At 35.0% G+C, this 18,479-nt stretch carries 19 protein-coding genes; 16 read left to right on the top strand and 3 right to left on the bottom strand.

Features of this window, described 5'->3' with window-relative positions; translation table 11 throughout:
- Window positions 1-3: 3 nt before the first annotated feature.
- On the bottom strand, window positions 4-1,095 hold the full coding sequence (locus FJR47_RS03640; RefSeq protein ID WP_152299110.1) for a CinA family protein: 1,092 nt from the start codon (window positions 1,093-1,095) through the stop codon (window positions 4-6).
- A 121-nt stretch (window positions 1,096-1,216) separates the two neighbouring features.
- On the opposite strand from FJR47_RS03640, the gene ileS reads away from it, so the two are divergent.
- The 3 genes from ileS to FJR47_RS03630 all read left to right on the top strand — a co-directional run bounded on the left by ileS (window position 1,217) and on the right by FJR47_RS03630 (window position 6,129).
- A complete protein-coding gene (gene ileS, locus FJR47_RS03635) occupies window positions 1,217-3,976 on the top strand; it encodes an isoleucine--tRNA ligase (RefSeq protein ID WP_152299109.1) in 2,760 nt (919 codons plus the stop codon).
- Window positions 3,969-4,100 (top strand): hypothetical protein, encoded by a 132-nt coding sequence (locus tag FJR47_RS09775; protein ID WP_256365626.1) that lies wholly within the window; start codon window positions 3,969-3,971, stop codon window positions 4,098-4,100. The genes ileS and FJR47_RS09775 overlap by 8 nt, the downstream gene beginning before the upstream one ends.
- A 148-nt stretch (window positions 4,101-4,248) precedes the next feature.
- Window positions 4,249-6,129: an SLC13 family permease gene (locus FJR47_RS03630; RefSeq protein ID WP_152299108.1), complete on the top strand. Its 1,881-nt coding sequence runs from the start codon at window positions 4,249-4,251 to the stop codon at window positions 6,127-6,129.
- 12 nt (window positions 6,130-6,141) lie between these two features.
- Here FJR47_RS03630 and FJR47_RS03625 read toward each other — a convergent pair whose 3' ends face one another.
- On the bottom strand, window positions 6,142-7,110 hold the full coding sequence (locus FJR47_RS03625; RefSeq protein ID WP_152299107.1) for an integron integrase: 969 nt from the start codon (window positions 7,108-7,110) through the stop codon (window positions 6,142-6,144).
- Between the two features lie 277 nt (window positions 7,111-7,387).
- Between FJR47_RS03625 and FJR47_RS03620 the strand changes: the two genes are divergently transcribed.
- The 13 genes from FJR47_RS03620 (at window position 7,388) to FJR47_RS09820 (ending at window position 17,588) form a co-directional block, all read left to right on the top strand.
- Window positions 7,388-8,197 (top strand): hypothetical protein, encoded by an 810-nt coding sequence (locus FJR47_RS03620; protein ID WP_152299106.1) that lies wholly within the window; start codon window positions 7,388-7,390, stop codon window positions 8,195-8,197.
- Window positions 8,198-8,279: 82 nt separating this feature from the next.
- Complete coding sequence (locus FJR47_RS03615) at window positions 8,280-9,191, top strand: DUF2806 domain-containing protein (RefSeq protein ID WP_152299105.1); 912 nt, start codon at window positions 8,280-8,282, stop codon at window positions 9,189-9,191.
- Between the two features lie 67 nt (window positions 9,192-9,258).
- Window positions 9,259-9,717 carry a hypothetical protein gene (locus FJR47_RS03610; RefSeq protein ID WP_152299104.1) on the top strand — a complete coding sequence of 153 codons (459 nt, stop codon included), beginning with the start codon at window positions 9,259-9,261 and terminating at the stop codon, window positions 9,715-9,717.
- A gap of 85 nt (window positions 9,718-9,802) precedes the next feature.
- Complete coding sequence (locus FJR47_RS03605) at window positions 9,803-10,123, top strand: hypothetical protein (protein ID WP_152299103.1); 321 nt, start codon at window positions 9,803-9,805, stop codon at window positions 10,121-10,123.
- A gap of 240 nt (window positions 10,124-10,363) precedes the next feature.
- The gene (locus FJR47_RS03600; RefSeq protein ID WP_152299102.1) at window positions 10,364-10,912 is read left to right on the top strand and encodes an HNH endonuclease; all 549 of its coding nucleotides are present in this window, start codon (window positions 10,364-10,366) and stop codon (window positions 10,910-10,912) included.
- A gap of 119 nt (window positions 10,913-11,031) precedes the next feature.
- The gene (locus FJR47_RS03595) at window positions 11,032-11,688 is read left to right on the top strand and encodes an ankyrin repeat domain-containing protein (protein WP_188093748.1); all 657 of its coding nucleotides are present in this window, start codon (window positions 11,032-11,034) and stop codon (window positions 11,686-11,688) included.
- 211 nt (window positions 11,689-11,899) lie between these two features.
- On the top strand, window positions 11,900-12,742 hold the full coding sequence (locus FJR47_RS03590; protein WP_152299100.1) for an EcoRI family type II restriction endonuclease: 843 nt from the start codon (window positions 11,900-11,902) through the stop codon (window positions 12,740-12,742).
- A gap of 2 nt (window positions 12,743-12,744) precedes the next feature.
- Window positions 12,745-13,854, top strand: a complete 1,110-nt coding sequence (locus tag FJR47_RS03585) for an adenine-specific methyltransferase EcoRI family protein (protein WP_152299099.1) — start codon at window positions 12,745-12,747, stop codon at window positions 13,852-13,854.
- A gap of 35 nt (window positions 13,855-13,889) precedes the next feature.
- Window positions 13,890-14,786 (top strand): GIY-YIG nuclease family protein, encoded by an 897-nt coding sequence (locus FJR47_RS03580; RefSeq protein WP_152299098.1) that lies wholly within the window; start codon window positions 13,890-13,892, stop codon window positions 14,784-14,786.
- Window positions 14,787-14,871: 85 nt separating this feature from the next.
- The gene (locus FJR47_RS03575) at window positions 14,872-15,564 is read left to right on the top strand and encodes a hypothetical protein (RefSeq protein ID WP_152299097.1); all 693 of its coding nucleotides are present in this window, start codon (window positions 14,872-14,874) and stop codon (window positions 15,562-15,564) included.
- Between the two features lie 76 nt (window positions 15,565-15,640).
- The gene (locus FJR47_RS03570) at window positions 15,641-16,711 is read left to right on the top strand and encodes a PIN domain-containing protein (RefSeq protein ID WP_152299096.1); all 1,071 of its coding nucleotides are present in this window, start codon (window positions 15,641-15,643) and stop codon (window positions 16,709-16,711) included.
- 85 nt (window positions 16,712-16,796) lie between these two features.
- On the top strand, window positions 16,797-17,420 hold the full coding sequence (locus tag FJR47_RS03565) for a DUF2726 domain-containing protein (protein WP_152299095.1): 624 nt from the start codon (window positions 16,797-16,799) through the stop codon (window positions 17,418-17,420).
- A gap of 15 nt (window positions 17,421-17,435) precedes the next feature.
- The gene (locus FJR47_RS09820; RefSeq protein ID WP_152299094.1) at window positions 17,436-17,588 is read left to right on the top strand and encodes a helix-turn-helix domain-containing protein; all 153 of its coding nucleotides are present in this window, start codon (window positions 17,436-17,438) and stop codon (window positions 17,586-17,588) included.
- A gap of 10 nt (window positions 17,589-17,598) precedes the next feature.
- Here FJR47_RS09820 and proB read toward each other — a convergent pair whose 3' ends face one another.
- Window positions 17,599-18,363, bottom strand: a complete 765-nt coding sequence (proB, locus tag FJR47_RS03555; RefSeq protein ID WP_152299093.1) for a glutamate 5-kinase — start codon at window positions 18,361-18,363, stop codon at window positions 17,599-17,601.
- Window positions 18,364-18,479: the final 116 nt, after the last annotated feature.

The following is an 18,479-nucleotide window of genomic DNA, read 5'->3' as shown; positions in this document are numbered from 1 at the left end:
AATTTAAAAAAACATCTCTTTATCCATCAGTAGAAGCATTTTAATGGCAAAAAGTACACTTTGATGTTGAATATAGTTCCTGTCTCCATTGAGATTTAAGTGAATTTCTTTATGTCTGATTTTACTTCTTACTCCTATGTATACAGTACCTACCGGTTTATATTTGGTTCCTCCGCTATCACCTGCAATTCCGCTTATAGATATGGCATAATCAGCGTTACTTACATTTAGTGCTCCTTCACTCATTTCCAAAACAACTTCGCTGCTTACTGCTCCATGTTTTTCAAGTGTATCTGCATTTACTCCAAGCCAACTCTCTTTTATATTGTTTGCATATGTTACCAATGAACCATCAAGTATCTTTGAAGCTCCATTGTTTTTTGTAAAATAGTAGGTTAAGAGTCCACCTGTACAACTCTCAGCGAATGAGATCTTTTTTTTGTGTAAGGATAATCTATCTATAATATAGCTCTCTATACTCTCTGCTGCAATAATCTTATTTGGAAACAACTGCTTAACAGAGGCAATAAATTGAGATATATCACCATATTTTTTACTTCTGATATTAACAATAAACCACCCTTCAATAATATCAACTATATCTATTTTTACATCATATGTTTGTGCAACTGGAGCAATTAAAGAGATCATATGTTCTCTATCATTTTCATCAAACAGATGCATAATATATTTTGTTTCTTCAAAATTTAATAACAATTCTGGAAATTTTTCCATTTCATCTATATGCAAAACATTTGCAGTTGAATTTTTATACTCCAAAAGATAACTTCCTTTCTCATATAAAGAACTATTTGAAGGTATTAACATATCATCTTTTAAAACTTGATTATCACTTGTAACTGTACAGATAAGTTTTCCTAAAGTTGAGAAATGCTGTTTTGTAGTTATAATTATATATTTGTCTGTAGAGTGAAGTTCTCTTTCTAGATATAAAAAAAGTGAGTTGTCACTCTCTTTAAAAAAAGTTATTGAGTTTATAAAATCAGCTTTTTGCTCAATTTTTCTAATAATGTACTCTTTTAACGCTCTATTGTATATAAACTTATTGCCTATAAATAGAAGATGCAGTTTCATGGTATAAACACCCTTTTTATAAAAATTATTTTCTCTATTATAATACTATTTAAATATTTTAAAGTAGCTTTTAAACCCTCAAAGGATATAATGCAAAAATTTTACACTATTTGGGACAATTATGGATTACAAAGATACGCTACTTTTACCAACCACTGAATTTGCCATGAGAGGCAATCTTATCAACAATGAACCAAAAAGATACGCTTCTTGGGATGAGAAGAAAGTATATGAAAAGATGAAAGCCAACCGTAAAGATGCCGAGAGCTTTACTCTTCATGACGGTCCTCCATACGCAAATGGCAATACGCACATCGGTCATGCACTCAACAAAATCTTAAAAGATATAATCATAAAACATAACTATTTTAACGGCAAATCAGTGCGTTTTACTCCGGGTTGGGATTGTCACGGTCTTCCGATTGAGCAGCAGGTTGAGAAAAAAGTAGGCGGCAAACAGAAAAAAGAGCTTCTTGGTGCCGCAAAAGTAAGAGAACTTTGCCGCAAGCACGCATCTGAGTTTGTCGATATCCAAAGAGAAGAGTTTAAAAAGCTTGGCATCATCGCCGACTGGGAAAACCCTTATGTAACTATGGATTATAAATTTGAGGCAAACATCTACCGCACTCTTTGCAATGTTGCAAAAAAAGGACTTCTTATCGAGCGAAGCAAACCTGTTTTTTGGTCATGGGCTGAGAGAACGGCACTAGCTGAGGCTGAAGTAGAGTATGAAGACAAAGAGGATTACTCAATCTTTATCGCGTTTGAGCTAAGCGATGATGCAAAAGCGAAACTCTCTATAGATTCAAAAGCAGCTTTAGTTATCTGGACGACAACTCCATGGACGATACCTGCAAACACAGGAATATCACTCAACCCTGAGGAGGAGTATGTTCTAACGACAACAGGATACATCGTTGCCAAAAAACTTCTGGAGTCTCTAAAAGAGCAAGGTATCTTAGACGGCGATATCGCTAAAACTTTTCATGCAAAAGAGTTTGAGAACCTTCTTGCGCTTAATCCGCTAAATGGCAGAACTTCCCGCATAGTTCTTGGCGAACATGTTCTAGTTGAAAACGGTACAGGGTGTGTTCACACGGCTCCGGGACACGGTGAAGATGACTACCGCATTGGTCTTGTTTATGACCTTGAAGTCGTTATGCCGGTTGATGAGACGGGATGTTATGACAACACACTCGTTAGGGATGGTTTGATTCCAAATGCAGAGGAGTTTGTGGGGCGACATATCTTTAAATCTAACGAAGATATTATCGCTCTTATGGGAGAGAGTGTTATACATGTTTCAAAGTTTAAGCACTCCTACCCACACTGCTGGAGAAGCCACACGCCTCTAATTTTCAGAGCGACAAAACAATGGTTTATCAGTGTTGACGGCACGCCTAAGGGTGAAAACAAAACACTGAGACAAATCGCTCTTGATGAAGTTGAAAAGACTCTCTTCTATCCACAAAGCGGCAAAAACAGACTTAGATCAATGGTTGAAAACCGTCCCGACTGGTGTATCTCGCGTCAAAGAGACTGGGGTGTTCCAATAGCGTTTTTTAGAGTAAAAGCGACAGGCGAAATCCTTCTTGATGAGAAAGTTTTAAACTTTACTGCAATGGTTTTTGAGATGCATGGAAGCGATGCGTGGTACTCAATGCCTACAGAACAGCTTCTCTATCCGGGTGCAGGATACAGCGCTGATGAACTTGAAAAAGTAACGGATATCTTGGATGTTTGGTTTGACAGCGGCTCTACATGGTATTCGGTTTTAAAATCCCGCAACTACGATGCAGGCGAATATCAGGCAGACTTATATGTTGAAGGAAGCGATCAGCACCGCGGCTGGTTCCAGTCATCAATGTTTTTAAGTGCGGCGATCGAGCACAAAGCGCCATACAAAGGGGTCCTTACTCACGGTTTCACGGTTGATGAAAAGGGTGAGAAGATGTCAAAATCTAAAGGCAATGTAGTAGCTCCTGAAAAAGTTTTAAAAGAGTACGGCAGTGAAATTTTGCGTCTTTGGGTTGCTTCAAGCGACTATCAGGGAGACCTCAAAATCTCTCAAGGCATCTTAAGACAAACGGCTGAAAACTACCGCAAACTGAGAAACACTTTTAGAATTATGCTTGCAAACATAAATGACCTTAAAGCTATATCACCATATGAAGAGATGGGTGAACTTGACAAGTGGATTTTAAGTGAAGCAAAAGAGGTATTTGATGCGGTTCACAAATCATTTAGCGGTTATAACTTTGTAAATGGAATGAACCTACTCAACAACTTTATCGTAAATGAGTTAAGCGGAATTTACATCGACATCACAAAAGATTCTCTCTACTGCGACGGTAAAAATGACGCGAAAAGAAATGCAAGTCAGAGTGCAATGGCTATCATAGCTAAATCTCTTTTAGGATTAATCGCGCCAATACTTACTTACACAGCAGATGAGATAGTAGAGAACGCTCCTGCTATCATCAAAGGCGACAAAGAGGACATTTTTGATTTTGTCTATGAGAGTATCGAAGATGTAAAATCTGAGTTCAATGTTGATTATATGTTTGCTGCCAGAGAGAGTTTTTACGAAAAAATAGATGCTCTTAAAAAAGAAAAAATCATAAAAAACACACTGGAGTTGGTACTCTACACAGAGTCAAAAACTGCTCTTAAAATGAACAAAACAGAAGCTGAAGACTGGTTCGTGGTATCTGGCGTTATAGAGGGCGAAACATCTGAAGAACTTGGGACATTCAGCGTAGATGGCGATACATTTATAATAGCAAAAGCGACAAAAGCAAAATGTCCTAGATGCTGGAAATACCAGTCAGAAAATGAAGAGAGCACCTGCCCAAGATGTTCAAAGGTTTTAAATGCCTAACTTTGCCGAACCTATATCTTTTACATTTATCGCAGCAACCATTGCTGCGATATTTGTCATAATTGGCATCGGAATAGCGCTTGTCAAACTAGGGAAAAAGTCCAGAAATCCAAATAATCAATAGCTACTTTTTTACTTCTTTTATTTATCTCTAAAAATCATTGATAAGCAAGGTTAATGTTTTTATTCAGCCTATATATGCTACAGTATTTTTTATATAAATACTTGTCTGCTTGCATAACAAGCAGACAAATTGGGCACGGACTAAATATATGACGACTGAACAACTACTAATACTGGCAATTTTGATTATTACGATGGCAATGTTTTTGTGGGGTCGTTGGCGCCACGACATGGTAGGTGCAGCTGCGCTGTTGGCATGCGTTCTGGCTGGACTAGTGCCGCCGCTCGAAGCATTTGCAGGATTTGGTCATCCGGCTGTTATAACTGTTGCCTGTGTACTGGTGCTCAGCCGTGGTTTGCAGACTTCAGGTGTGGTGGATGCACTGACTCGCACCGTGTTGCCCTCGCAAGCGGGAGTAACACTGAGCATGACCGCGCTAATCGGACTTGGAGCGGTACTCTCAGGCTTTATGAACAACATCGGCGCGATGGCATTGTTAATGCCAGTAGCTCTACAGATGGCGAAACGCCTGAACTTGACTCCCGGCCAGATACTGATGCCGCTGGCTTTTGGTACCATCCTTGGCGGCATGACAACGATGATCGGCACGCCGCCAAATATGATTGTCGCCGGTTTTCGCGCCGAGACCGGCTCCGAGAGCTTCTCTATGTTCGACTTCACACATGTTGGACTGGTCGTTGCCTTTGCCGGATTAGCCTTCATACTCTTGCTGGGTCAACGCCTGATTCCGATACGCAAGCAAATCGGAGTCGAAGGATTCGAATCAGGAGCATATATCACCGAAGCAAGGGTACCCAAAGAGAGTAAAGCAGTAGGTATGACCCTGCGTGAAATTGAGACGGCTCTTGATGATAACGACACACAAGTCATCGGCATGGTTCGTAACGATGTCCGCCTTAGTGTACCAAACCAGTGGCGCAAGATACTTGCCGAAGATATCCTCATACTAGAGGCAGAGGCTGAAACCCTTGCCGATGCGCTCTCTACATTGGGACTTAAGCTCGAAGAAGCAGTGCAGTCCATTGAAAAAGACGAAACAGAAAAAGACGAAACAGAAAAAGACGAAACAGAAAAAAACGAAACAAAAAACAGTGACAAAGATAAGGACAAGGAAGAGACTAAAGAGGAAAAAGAAGATGTTACGACCTCTGACGAAATCGTCTTGAAAGAACTTGCCGTTCTGCCTGGTTCCCACCTTACAGGACGCTCAGCTAGCAACATCCAGTTACGAACACGCTACAATCTTAACCTACTGGCCCTCTCGCGTCGTGGTCAGCTCTCCATCAAACGCCTGCGCACTGCCCGCCTCGAAGCCGGCGATCTGCTGCTAATGCAGGGCTCGCCTGAATCGATCTCGGAATTTGCCGCCGACTACAGCTGCGTACCTCTGGCACAACGCGATCTGCGCATCCCTGACAGAAGCAAGATATGGAAAGCCGGCATCATCATGGCACTCTCTGTTGCAATCGCTGCTCTTGGACTGTTGCCGGCATCAATATCGTTTGCCACGGGCGTACTGGCGTCTATGGCACTTCGGACAGTACCGCTGCGCGATGTGTACGAGTCTATAGACTGGCCTGTAATTGTGTTGCTCTCAACACTTATTCCAGTGGCTGGAGCAATGGAATCTACTGGTACCGCTGATTTGATCGCACGCTTAATCATCGAAAAAGTCGCCTACGGCAACGCCGTGATCGGTCTGACACTAATTCTTGTTATCACTATGTTCCTCTCCGATATGATGAACAACGCCGCCACCGCAGCGGTAATGTGCCCGATCTCCATCGGTACTGCGAGCGCGCTAGGTGTCAATGCCGACTCTTTTTTAATGGCAGTGGCGATCGGCGCCTCATGTGCATTTCTCACCCCTGTCGGCCACCAGAACAATACGCTGATACTGGGCCCCGGCGGCTTTAGGTTTGGTGACTACTGGAGGCTTGGACTGCCGCTGGAGATTCTCATTGTTGTTATAAGTATTCCAATGCTGCTTATTGTGTGGCCATTGTAATAGAGTGCAGAATTAGAAATCCAAAGGACTTATAACTTTACTCTTGTTCATTTCAGAAACTACATGCGTGTATATCATTGTAGTTTCAACACTTTTGTGTCCCAATAATTCTTGAATTGAACGCAAGTCTATCCCGGCTTGTAACAAATGAGTGGCATAACTATGTCTAAATATGTGAGAGGTTACTCGTTTATGTACATTTGCTTTTTGAGAAGCAATTTTAATATTTCTACTTAATGTTTTAGCATGTACATGATGTCTCCTTACTATCTCACTTCTTGGATCTCTAGAAACATTTGTCATTGGAAACAAAAATTGCCATTTTGTTTCCAATTGTGCTTTTGGATACTTTTTCTCAAGAGCATAAGGCATATATACAGAACCAAATCCATCTTCTAAATCTTTTTTATGAATTTTTGCAACATAATCAACTTGTGCTAAAAGTCTTTGTTTTATAGCTTGTGGCAAAGGTAATGTTCTATCTGTCAAACTTTTACTGTCCCAAATATAAATTTTGTCAAATCCAAAATCCACATCTTTAATTCTAAGACTTAAAGCCTCGCTCATCCTAAGACCACATCCATACATGAGATAGACAATCAACTGATAAATTCCTGTAAGATTTATCAAAACTTTTTGTACTTCATCTTTTGTGAGTACAACTGGTATATGTTTTCTCTCTTGTGCTCTTAAAGCTTGAATATTTGTGTCTTTTAAATCTATGCCTAAAACTTGAGTATATAAAAACAGTAGTGCAGAAAATGCTTGATTTTGCGTTGCAGGAGAGACTTTTCGCTCAACAGCTAAGTAAGTTAAAAACTCTTCAATTTCTCTTTTTCCCATATCTATAGGATGTTTTTTGTTATGAAAAAAGATATATTGCTTAACCCATCCAACATAACTTTGTTCTGTTTTTATACTGTAATGTTTTACTCTGATTTTCTCGCGAACTATATCAAGTAATTTCTTTTTTATTTGCATAATAAGCTCCTTAATTAGAAAGGACATTCTGTCCTTTTAAACACTTTATGCACTATTAGTAGGACAATTTGTCTTGCTAATGGCTAATTTCCGGCTAAATGGACAATACAAATTTTGATAATTCTAACCTTTTTTGTAAAAACTAAACTATTTTATTGCAGTTTGTCATATTTTTTTAAAATAGGAGGACATTTTTGATGTCACACTAATCAAGTTATTTAAGGTTAATTTATATAGAATGTCCTCTAATAAATAGTTATATGATGAAAGGATAAACATGCCAGAACCAGTTACAACTATTGGAGTAAGTGCAGTAGCTGCTTATTTAGGTAAAGATGGATTAAATAAGCTACTCGGGCCTACTGCTGATTACCTTGGGGTAAGTCTAAAAGATTTTGTACAAAAGCGGACAGATAATGTTGGGAAAATTTTTGGTAATGCTGAAAAAAAATTAGGTGACAAAATTAATGAAAATGGACAAGTTCCACCAAAAGTCCTTAAAACAATTATTGATGAAGGATCATATTGTGATGATACAGTTGCAGTAGAGTACTTCGGTGGTGTATTGGCATCTTCAAGGACTGAATCTGGTAGGGATGACCGTGGAGCAAGAATTGGAAAAATATTAGACAACATGTCTGTCTATCAAATCAGATCCCATTATCTTGTTTACTCAATAATTAGAAAATTATTTAAAGATAGTAAATATCTTTTCAACCGAGAAGATCGTCATAAAATGGAAATATTTATTCCTTGGAATACATATTTAAACGCAATGCAGTTTAATGAAAGAGAAAAGGAACAATTGACGTCAATAGTAAACAATACATTTTTTGGTTTAAATAAGGATAGTTTGATAGAAACATTTTACTATGGTCCCATAGAACATATTCAAAAAAACTATGCAGATGCAAAAGAAGGTGGAATCGTTATCAGTCCAAGTGCTTTAGGTGCTGAATTATACTTATGGGGTTATGGCTTCGGAGATAAAGAATTATCATTTATTTTACAAGATACTAATTTTGAAGATATAGAAGATATAACAATTACTTTAGATGGAGTTTTAACATCAAAAAAACACATATAACAAAACATTGGAGAGAAATAGTTTACCCTGGCGGGCAAAACTATTTCTCAACTAAAACGTTATATACAAAAAAGGAAATTGAATGCCAAATGTGTCATTAGTTGATGTTGGAAAACTATCAAAGCCAGCAACTGTATTAGTTGAAAAAATTTCTAATGCAATTGGTATAGTTTATGAACCAAGAAGAATAAAACAAAAAGCAATTGCAGAAGCTGAGGCATCAAAAACAAAAGCTTTAATGGATTTAGAAATTGAAGACATTCAAAAGAGAGCCTTAAATAGATTAGTAACTGAAGAAATAAAAAAACAAGAGAATATAGAGAGTATAACTGAAAAATCATTTTCTTCACTAGAAGAAAATGCAACACCAGAAGATATTGAAGATGACTGGTTAAGTAACTTTTTTGATAAATGTAAATTAATATCAGATAATGAAATGCAAACATTATGGGCACAAATTTTAGCTGGAGAATCAAATACTCCTGGAACATTTTCAAAAAGAACTATAGAATTTATCTCAACATTGGATAAAAGTGATGCTCTATTATTTGACAATTTTTTAAAATACTGTTGGTTTATTGGTGGATACCAACCATTAATTATAGATTATAATGACAATCAAATTTATGAGAATAATAATATGACCTTTAGTAATTTAATGCATTTAGATGAAATTGGTCTTATTAGCTTTAATCCAACAAGTGGATTTGTGAAAATATTCAATACTGATACATTTAGTATTGGTTACTATGGAAGAATTTTAAATTTAGACTTTAAAAATGTTCCTAAAAAAGAAATAAAAACAGGAACAGTAACATTAACAAAAATTGGGTTAGATTTAGCACAAGTGAATCATCCAAATATTTACAAAAAAACTGATGATAAAGACGAATATATTGATGGTTTTTATCATTACATAGTAGAAAAACTTTTCAAAGCGAATTTAATACTATCAGAACCATTACACAACAAAGTATATAACAAAACCTCGTAACCAATAAATGCCCTAGTGGTCATTTATTGGCTAGAGTCAAACGTTAGCATGTGAAAGGAAAGGTATTTTGACTTTTAAAATCAATGAACATTCAGTTGCTAGAATTATCGTTCTTCTAGGAATTATCACAGCAATAGTAATTGCACCAAAAAACCATTTCTTTCTACCTAATTTTCTATACTATTGGCTTCCACAAGGAGTCATTATCGGCTTATTGTTTCTTGCTAAAATGCGAGCTAGTGTTATAACTGGATGTTCGTTAACAATGACAACATTTTTAATCAGTTATGCGATATTAATGTCATCAACTTCAGAACCATCCGCTGCTATGGCCTGGATAGTTTATCTATTTTCAATTCCAGGTGCTCTTATTGGGGCATTTATATTTGGTATGACAGCTAAAAAACTTCAGTATAATTCAAGTATAGTTGTTGGCATAGGATCTCTTATTAGTACATTAATAGGAGTTGGTATTATTCAACTGGCTTTTTGTTGCACAGTAATGTATTGTGGTTTTAAGTGCTAACAATACCTTGGAGAGAAATATTTGACCCTGCGGCTCAAATATTTCTCAACTCAAACGTTATATCAAAAAAATAGGAGTATTCAACATGGCAATGGTTAAGTGTCCAGAATGTGGTAAAGAGGTTAGTGATAAGTCCTTTAAATGTGTAAACTGTGGTTTTGTCCTTAATAAACCCAAAAGAGGTATTACAGGCATAATATTTAAAAGTCTGTTTATTCTTTTCAATGCATTTATGATTTTATGGTTTATTGGTTTATTCATGTCAGGTTCTGGTGACCCAGAATTGGCTACAGCAGATACTACTGTAAAAGCTGTAGGTAGTGGAATGTTAATATTCATTTGGATATTGATAGGGTTGCCGCTTGGTATTATGAATTACATTACAAGACCCAAAGCATACGAATAAAAGATATAACAAATCATTGGAGAGAAATATTTGACCCTACGGCTCAAATATTTCTCAACTCAAACGTTATCCGCTCGCTACGCGACCGGATAACGGGGGCGCGGGCTGAACACCCGCTAGTCATCTGCTGCTCCGCACCAGATAACAAGCGGCTGCATCGAGCCTCACCCCGTGTATTCCTCCGGAATCCCCGTGATGAGGTCGATGACCCGCGGCACCGTTAGCTTACATAGGATTATTGTGAAAAAAGAAGATATTAAACGACATTTAAAAACTTATTCAGTCTATAATAAAAGACGAACAACCATCAATCACGCATTTGCATCTGCAATTGCGCCAAGTGATGATTTCAATGAAGAAAAAATGAATGAAGCATTGAAATTTTTAGGTCAAAATCCTAATGAAGATTTAAAATGTGTATTTTGTAACGATGAAGCTGAAACATGGGATCATCTTGTGGGTCTAGTCAAAAATGGAGAATTAAGAGGCTATGGTCATCAAGTTGGTAATTTAGTTCCATGCTGTAAAAAATGTAACTCAAAAAAAGGCAGTAAAGAATTTGATAAGTTTATTAACGAATATGACAAAATATATTTTGATAAAACCGAATTAATTGAATTACTATCACAATATCAAAGAAAATTTGCAAAAGAAATAAATTTAGAACTTTTAAAAAATAAAAGTCCTAATGAATATAATGACTTTCAAGAAGTAAAAAAAGAAATTTTTAATCTAATGGAAAAAGCTGATGTATTAGCTGAAAAGCTAAGAAAAAATATACTTGACTAGCAAGAAGCTAACAAGTCAGGGGAGCTAATAAATTACCCTGCGGGAAATTTATTAGCTCACTTCAAACGTTAGACTTTATGATTGACAATGCGTTGCAACAATCTCCCTTAGGATTAATTATGAAACTCGAACATAAACAGAACCGCAAATTCTCGTCATTGACATCCATTTTATTTGGATTGTTATTTATCAGTGCTTTATTTGGTGCGTCAGACTATTCCGTTCCGGGAGAAATGCCCTTGATGTCTGCTGTACGTCAGAACCAGCTAGAAAAGGTCAAAACTCTTATTGCCAATGGGGCTGACGTCAATATGAAAAAAGCTGGTGCTATCGAAGTGACGCCTCTCATGGTTGCTGCGCGTTATGGCCATACGGAAATTATGGAAATTCTCATAGAGAATGGAGCAGACGTGAATGTGAAGTCAGATGAAGGATATACAGCTTTGATGAGGGCCGCAAGAAACGGAAAAACCGATGCAGTCAAAATCTTACTATTAAATCATGCCGATGTAAACGCACGCAATTTTGGTGGGATGTCTGCACTTAAATTTGCTGCTGGATGCTATCCTGATATTGTGCAGATACTGCTTGATAATGGAGCTGATCAAGGGGATCTGGCAAATACGCCTATGAAGCGGGCTGATTGCGGGCCCAAAATAAGACTAGATTTCTTGCTTATTATTCCAGCATTGATTTTGATAGGTATATTCAGCCTAATTACTTTGAAAAGGACTGTATTCAGACATAAAAGTTCTCAGGCAGAAGAACATGAATAGATTAATCTATCGATGGCAGGGGACAAAACACATTTAATTACTGTGATCGATTACTTGTCTAACAACCCAAAAGGAGACCAATCAAAAACCCGCGGGCGGCTTTTTGATTGCTCATTTCAAACGTTATACATCAATATAGAGGATAGGTAAACTTTTAAAACAAGCCTTTTATAATATTTGTGTTAAAATTAAATTCTAGAAAAGGAATAATATGGCTAAAAAAGTTCAATCAAACAGACTAACAAATCAACATAAAGAGTCTAAAGGTGTAATTGGTATATTTGGAGATGAAGCAAAATCTCATGACATGACTGTTGGAAAAATATCAAACCTTGTTATTGAACAACTTAAAAAAGAATATCCTCAATTATCTTTTAATTACAAAACGAGTATAAAAAAAGAAGAAATAAATGAAGCATTAAAGAAAGTTGACCCAGAATTAGGGCAGACCCTTTTTGTAGCAAATTCAAGCATTATACCTGATGGTGGAATAATAGAAGTAAAAGACGATAACGATAATTGGAGAATTATTTTAGTATCAGAAGCTAAACATCAAGGAAAAGACATTGAAAATATCAAAAATGGTACACTAGTAGGTAAGAATAATAATCAAGACTTGATGGCTGCTGGTAATGCAATAGAAAGGTCACATAAAAACATATCTGAAATCGCTAATTTGATGTTATCTGAATCTCATTTTCCTTATGTTTTATTTCTTGAAGGCTCAAATTTTTTAACAGAAACTATTGCCATTGAAAGACCAGATGGAAGGGTTGTAACGCTTGAATACAACTCAGGAATGTTAAATAGATTAGATCGATTAACTTCTGCAAATTATGGAATGCCAATTAATACCAATTTGTGTAAAAATAAATTTGTCAAACATAAAGATAAAACAATTATGCTTCAAGCAACTTCAATATACACACAAGGGAATGGTGCAAAATGGGATATTAAAAAAATGTTTGATATTATGCTTGAAACTTCTAAAACCTCTCTCCAAGTGTTAGGCAGTGAAATATTTAATCAGATAACTAACAACAAAATAGGTTAAAAATGGCAAGAAATGCAACAAATGAATTATTACAAAAAGCTAAAAAATCAAAAAGTGACGAGTTTTACACACAACTTTCGGATATAGAAAGTGAATTACAACATTATAAAAGTCATTTTGAAAATAAAGTAGTTTATTGCAATTGTGATGATCCACGAAGTAGTAACTTTTTTAATTATTTTGCCTCAAACTTCAAAGAATTAGGTATAAAAAAATTAATTGCAGCTTGCTATAAAGAAGAAGCAAAAGATTTATTCAATACAAAAGAAGATAAAAATGGTTTTTTCTTTGAATACACAGGTACAGAGGAAGAAAAAATCAAACCAAGTATAACTGACATAGTTTACTTCAAAGGAAATGGAGATTTTCGTAGTAAAGAAAGTGTTGAACTATTAAAGCAGTCCGATATTGTTGTTACTAATCCACCATTTTCATTATTTAGAGAATATGTAGCTCAATTAGTTAAATACGATAAAAAGTTTTTGATAATTGGCAATATTAATGCAATAACCTATAAAGAAATTTTTAAACTAATTAAAGAAAATAAAGCATGGTTAGGAATAAATCTTGGCAGAGGTATTTCTGGTTTTATTGTTCCAGAACACTATGAACTTTATGGAACAGAGGCTCGTATTGATAGCTTTGGAAATAGAATAGTTTCCCCAAACAATTGTCTGTGGTTAACTAACTTAGATACTTTCAAACGGCACGAAGATATTGCACTTACAAAAAAATATTTCGGTAATGAAAATGAATATCCAAAATATGACAATTACGATGGAATTAATATTAATAAAACTAAAAATATACCATCAGACTACAAGGGGGTTATGGGTGTGCCCATTACATTTTTACATAAATTCAATCCTGAACAATTTGAAATAATCAAATTCAGAAAAGGGAATGATGAAAAGGATTTATCAATAAATGGGAAATGTCCATATTTTAGGATTCTAATTAAAAATAAACGAGTACAAACTAAATTTAAAGACAAAGAGTATAACAAATCACAGGAATCAACAAATGTACCTATGACAAGTAATTCAACTAACTATGAAAACAAATATATTTCTAATATTCAAACTTCACTTTTTCAAACGCTACATTTGTAATTCAGTTTAACCGTTATACATCATAAAGGAAAATAATGTCAAAACCTTACACAATTCGATTATTCGTCCCTGATGGCGATCCAAGCACATTCAAAATTATTGATAAAATGAACTGGACAGGCACTGGACTAGAAATATCTCGTGAAGGTTGGGCAAAACATAAAAACCGAAATGAATTTGAACAAGCAGGAATCTATATACTTTTTGGGTATCAAGAAGGTGACGACCTTCCGACTTTATATATTGGTCAAGGCGATGGAGTCAGGAAACGCATCGAATCTCACGAAAAAAATAAAGAGTTTTGGGATAAAGCACTGGTTTTTGTTTCAAGTAATGGTGGGCTGAACCGTGCCCATATAACATGGTTAGAATGGGCTTTAATCCAAAAAGCACAAAACATAGGACGATGTAGATTGGATAATTCCGCTACACCTAATGAGCCTATTTTAACAGAATCTGAAAAAGCTGATACTCAAGAATTTTTGAACGAGATATTAAGCATATTACCATTAGTAGAAGTGAAAGTATTTGAGAAGGCAAAGAAAATAAAAGTATCTTCTCAACCATCTGACATAAAAAGAAATATTTTAGACACGATTATTGTACCAGCACAAGAAGATGGCTTTAAAGACGTATTTATAGGAGAAAATTGTTGGTATGCTATTCGCATAGGTGGGGGAAAATTGAAGGATATTAAATATATTGCAGCATATCAAACAGCACCTATCTCTGCGGTAACACATTTTGCGGAAGTAGAATCAATTGAACCGTATGGGGATGGAGAAAAGTATAAGTTGAATTTTGTTTCTTCAGCAAAAGCAATTGGACCAATAAAATACGGTAGAGCAAAACAAGGTATTTTACAAAGCCCAAGATATACGAGTTATGACAAGTTACAATCAGCACAAGAGTTGATGGACTTATTTGACTAATGTATAACAAATCAGTGGAGACCAATCAAAAACCCGAGGCGGCTTTTTGATTGCTCATCTTAAACGTTAGATGACAAGGGAACAAATGCACAATATCGAAAATAATATAATGAATTTTTTTCAACAATTAATCAGTGATAAAAATCATAGATACAAATCATGGGAACATTGTTTTTTATATTTTTCCCAAGATATTGATAAAATTGATAAAGAGATAGCTTGTTTACATTTATCATTTTATCTTGCAAGTTGGGGTATGTATAGAGGCTCAAGTTTTCTTTTATGGCAAGATTACCTGATTCATCATAAAGTTGTAGAAGAGATATTAAAGTATAAACATCTGCAAAATATTGATTTTAATTATTTTAATGCAGAAGATAAGAATTTTGAAGATATTTTTAAATTATCAGAATTTATAGAAAATTGGTATCCAGACAATATTAAAGATATTCCAGAAAAACCTAAAAAGGGTATTAATGTTACAGACACTTTATTAACTAAAATTTTACTTGGAACACTTGGTTGTATTCCTGCATATGATAGATTTTTTAAAGATGGATTAAAAACAAAAAATATACAACCATATACAAAACTATCAGGAAAAAGCTTTTTAGAAGTAGTTAAATTTTATCAAGAAAATAAAAATGACTTTTTAAAAGTTCAAAAAAGTATTGAAGAAAAAGTTGGAGTAAAATATCCTATAATGAAATTGGTTGATATGTATTTCTTTACTCTAAGTTTTACATCATCTAACAAATCATTGGAGAGAAATATTTGACCCTGCGGCTCAAATATTTCTCAACTTAAACGTTAGGTTTACAGTAAGTAATATATATAAAGAGTAAGGATATATCATGTTAGAATCAAAAAAAATATTTATTGACACCCAATACTATGTCAAAAAAGGATTAAATTTTGATTATCAGACCTTATCAAGTTTTAAGGACTTATGTAAACAAGATAAATTAACAAACTTTACTACAAGTGTTGTTCAACAAGAAGTTTATAAAAAAATCAAAGATTCTACTACAGAAGCTTTAAGTATTATAAAAGATTTTAAAAGAAAAAGACATCTACTAACGGCAATAAATCAAGATTTTAATTGTTCAATCTTTGATCAAATTAATAATGATGATATTTATGAACAAGCAAATACTCTATTTGATAATTTTTTAGAAGAATGCAATACTACAATAGTTGATTCAAGTAATGTTAATACAGAAGATATATTAGAATTGTATTTTAATCAATCGCCCCCTTTTAGTGAAAAAAAACAAAAAGAATTTCCAGATGCAATATCTTTATTATCGTTAAAAACCAATCTCACTAATGATGAAAAAATTTATATTGTTTCTGATGATCCTGATATGAATAATTTTTGTAAAACAGATACTCAAATGATTTCAATTGAATCACTAGAAAAGGTACTAGATTTATATAATCAACATGATGAAAATATCACTATTAAGATAAAAAAGTATATATCTGAGCATGATTCAGAGATTAAAGAAAAAATCGAATCTATTTTAAAAGATGCAGAAATGTATAATAATTCATCTTGGGAAGATTCAGAAATCAATGATTTTCATATAACTAATATTGGGGTAATTAATCCAAATATTATAAATATAGAAGATGATAAATGTATTACGATATTTGACATAGATATTGAATTTGAAATTCATGCTTCAGGACCAGATTACATCAATAGTAGTATCTATGACAAGGAAGACGGAAAGTTATATGTTTTTGATACAACTGATAGAATTGAATATATAGATAAGACTTTTACTGTTGAGATAGTATTTACCTATGAGATTGAAGGTTTAACTTTAAAAGATATTGAAATAGATTCGTTAACTATAGTAAGTATATTGTCTGGAATTGAAGTTGATATTGAAGAAGAACCAGACTATTATGTTTAAACCTAACAAATCAGTGGAGCCAATAAATTACCCTGCGGGCAATTTATTGGCTCATTTTAAACGTTATGCTCAATAAGGATATCACATGGACCTTGTTTATATTGTAGTTGTACTTTTCATCATCGTTGTAATTGCACTATTCCTGAAAGGCAAAGAACATGCAGGAAAAGGCAAACTTCCATACGAAAAAATTGATGCACTATTTACGCCCGCAGAACGATCATTCTATGGGGTTTTGAAACAAGCGGTGGGCGGAGAATGGGAAATATTCGGGAAGGTTCGGTTAGCGGATGTAATTGCCCCAAGAAAAGGCATGTCTCGTAGTAACTGGCAAAAGGCATTTAATCGAATATCCGCCAAGCACATTGATTTTGTTGTATGTAATAAAGAAGATTTATCCATTTTATGTGCAATTGAACTAGATGATAAATCGCACGGAAACAAGTCTCGTCGGAAACGAGATGAATTTATTGAATCCGCGTGCGATGCTGCTGGTCTGCGTCTTGTTAGGTTTCCCGCAAGAAAAGCGTATGTTATTGAAGAAGTGAGAACTACGGTCCTGGGGACTTTTCTATCGCTAGAGTCAGTAAATAACGATGCCGAGGCGGTAACGGCTAAGATCGATGAAACGGAAGATGTGCCAGATGTGAGTGTGGAGCCTCCGAAAGCGGAGGAAGCTTGCCCAAAATGTCGGCATATTCAGAAATGAAATACACCCCACTGAATGAATCTCTGTACAAAAGTAAACAGAAACTTAGCGATACTTAACGCGCACCAAGACGGTTACTCTCAAGCAAGCATTGCAACTTATTTGAATGTATCAAAATCATTGATAAGCAAAGTTGTAAAAAGTGGAGATTCATTCACAGGGGTGTAATTTTTACTTTTTACTTTTTACTTGTAAATAGCGTACCTTTTTCATGAACATCATCGAGCAGGTAACTTCTCACTGAAGTTAGATCAAAGCCGTTACATAAAAACATTTCTAAATCGTTTTCTATTATATATTGGGCTGCCTTTAGCTTTGTTACTATACCGCCTGATGCAAATTTAGAATTTGGTGTGAACTCTTGGTCTAACTCCTCTTCGGTCAACTCGTTTACTTGCTTTCGTAATTTCGCTTTTGGATTATCTTTTGGATTTGAATCATAATAACCATCGATGTCACTTAATATCACAAGCAAATCTGCTCCTGCAAAGTAAGTTACATGAGCTGAAAGTTGGTCATTATCCCCAAAAAGCTGCTCTGGCGTCGTCGAGATGTCATTTTCGTTGATAATTGCTAATATGTCATTTTTAAATGTTCTGTCTATGATATCTTGAAAAATTTTTGTATGGGGTCTTGAGTTGAAATCATCTTCTGTCATAAGGATCTGAGAGATTGTAATGTCAAAAATATCAAAGAGATTCTTATATGAACTCATAAGAATAGGTTGCCCCAATGAAGCCAAAACTTTTTTACTTGTCGGAACAAGTTTATTAAGCTGCACTGCAGTGTATCCGGCTGCAACAGCTCCAGATGTGACTAAAATAACTTCATGCTTTTTTCGCAAGTCTACAATAAGAGAGACAAGATTTAACATCCTCTCATTTGCAATATGACCATCCTCAATTAAAACACTACTACCAACTTTAATAACAATACGCTTCATATAAAATTCCTTTAATCGGGTATACTTTTTTTATTTATCATATCTATTCTATAATGCCCATTATAACATGTGTAATACCTCCTATTCTTAATAAAGCTTAAGAAACAAGGAACAAG

Source organism: Sulfurimonas xiamenensis, assembly GCF_009258045.1.
GTDB classification, from domain to species: domain Bacteria; phylum Campylobacterota; class Campylobacteria; order Campylobacterales; family Sulfurimonadaceae; genus Sulfurimonas; species Sulfurimonas xiamenensis.
This window is presented reverse-complemented; position numbering and strand designations above follow the sequence as displayed.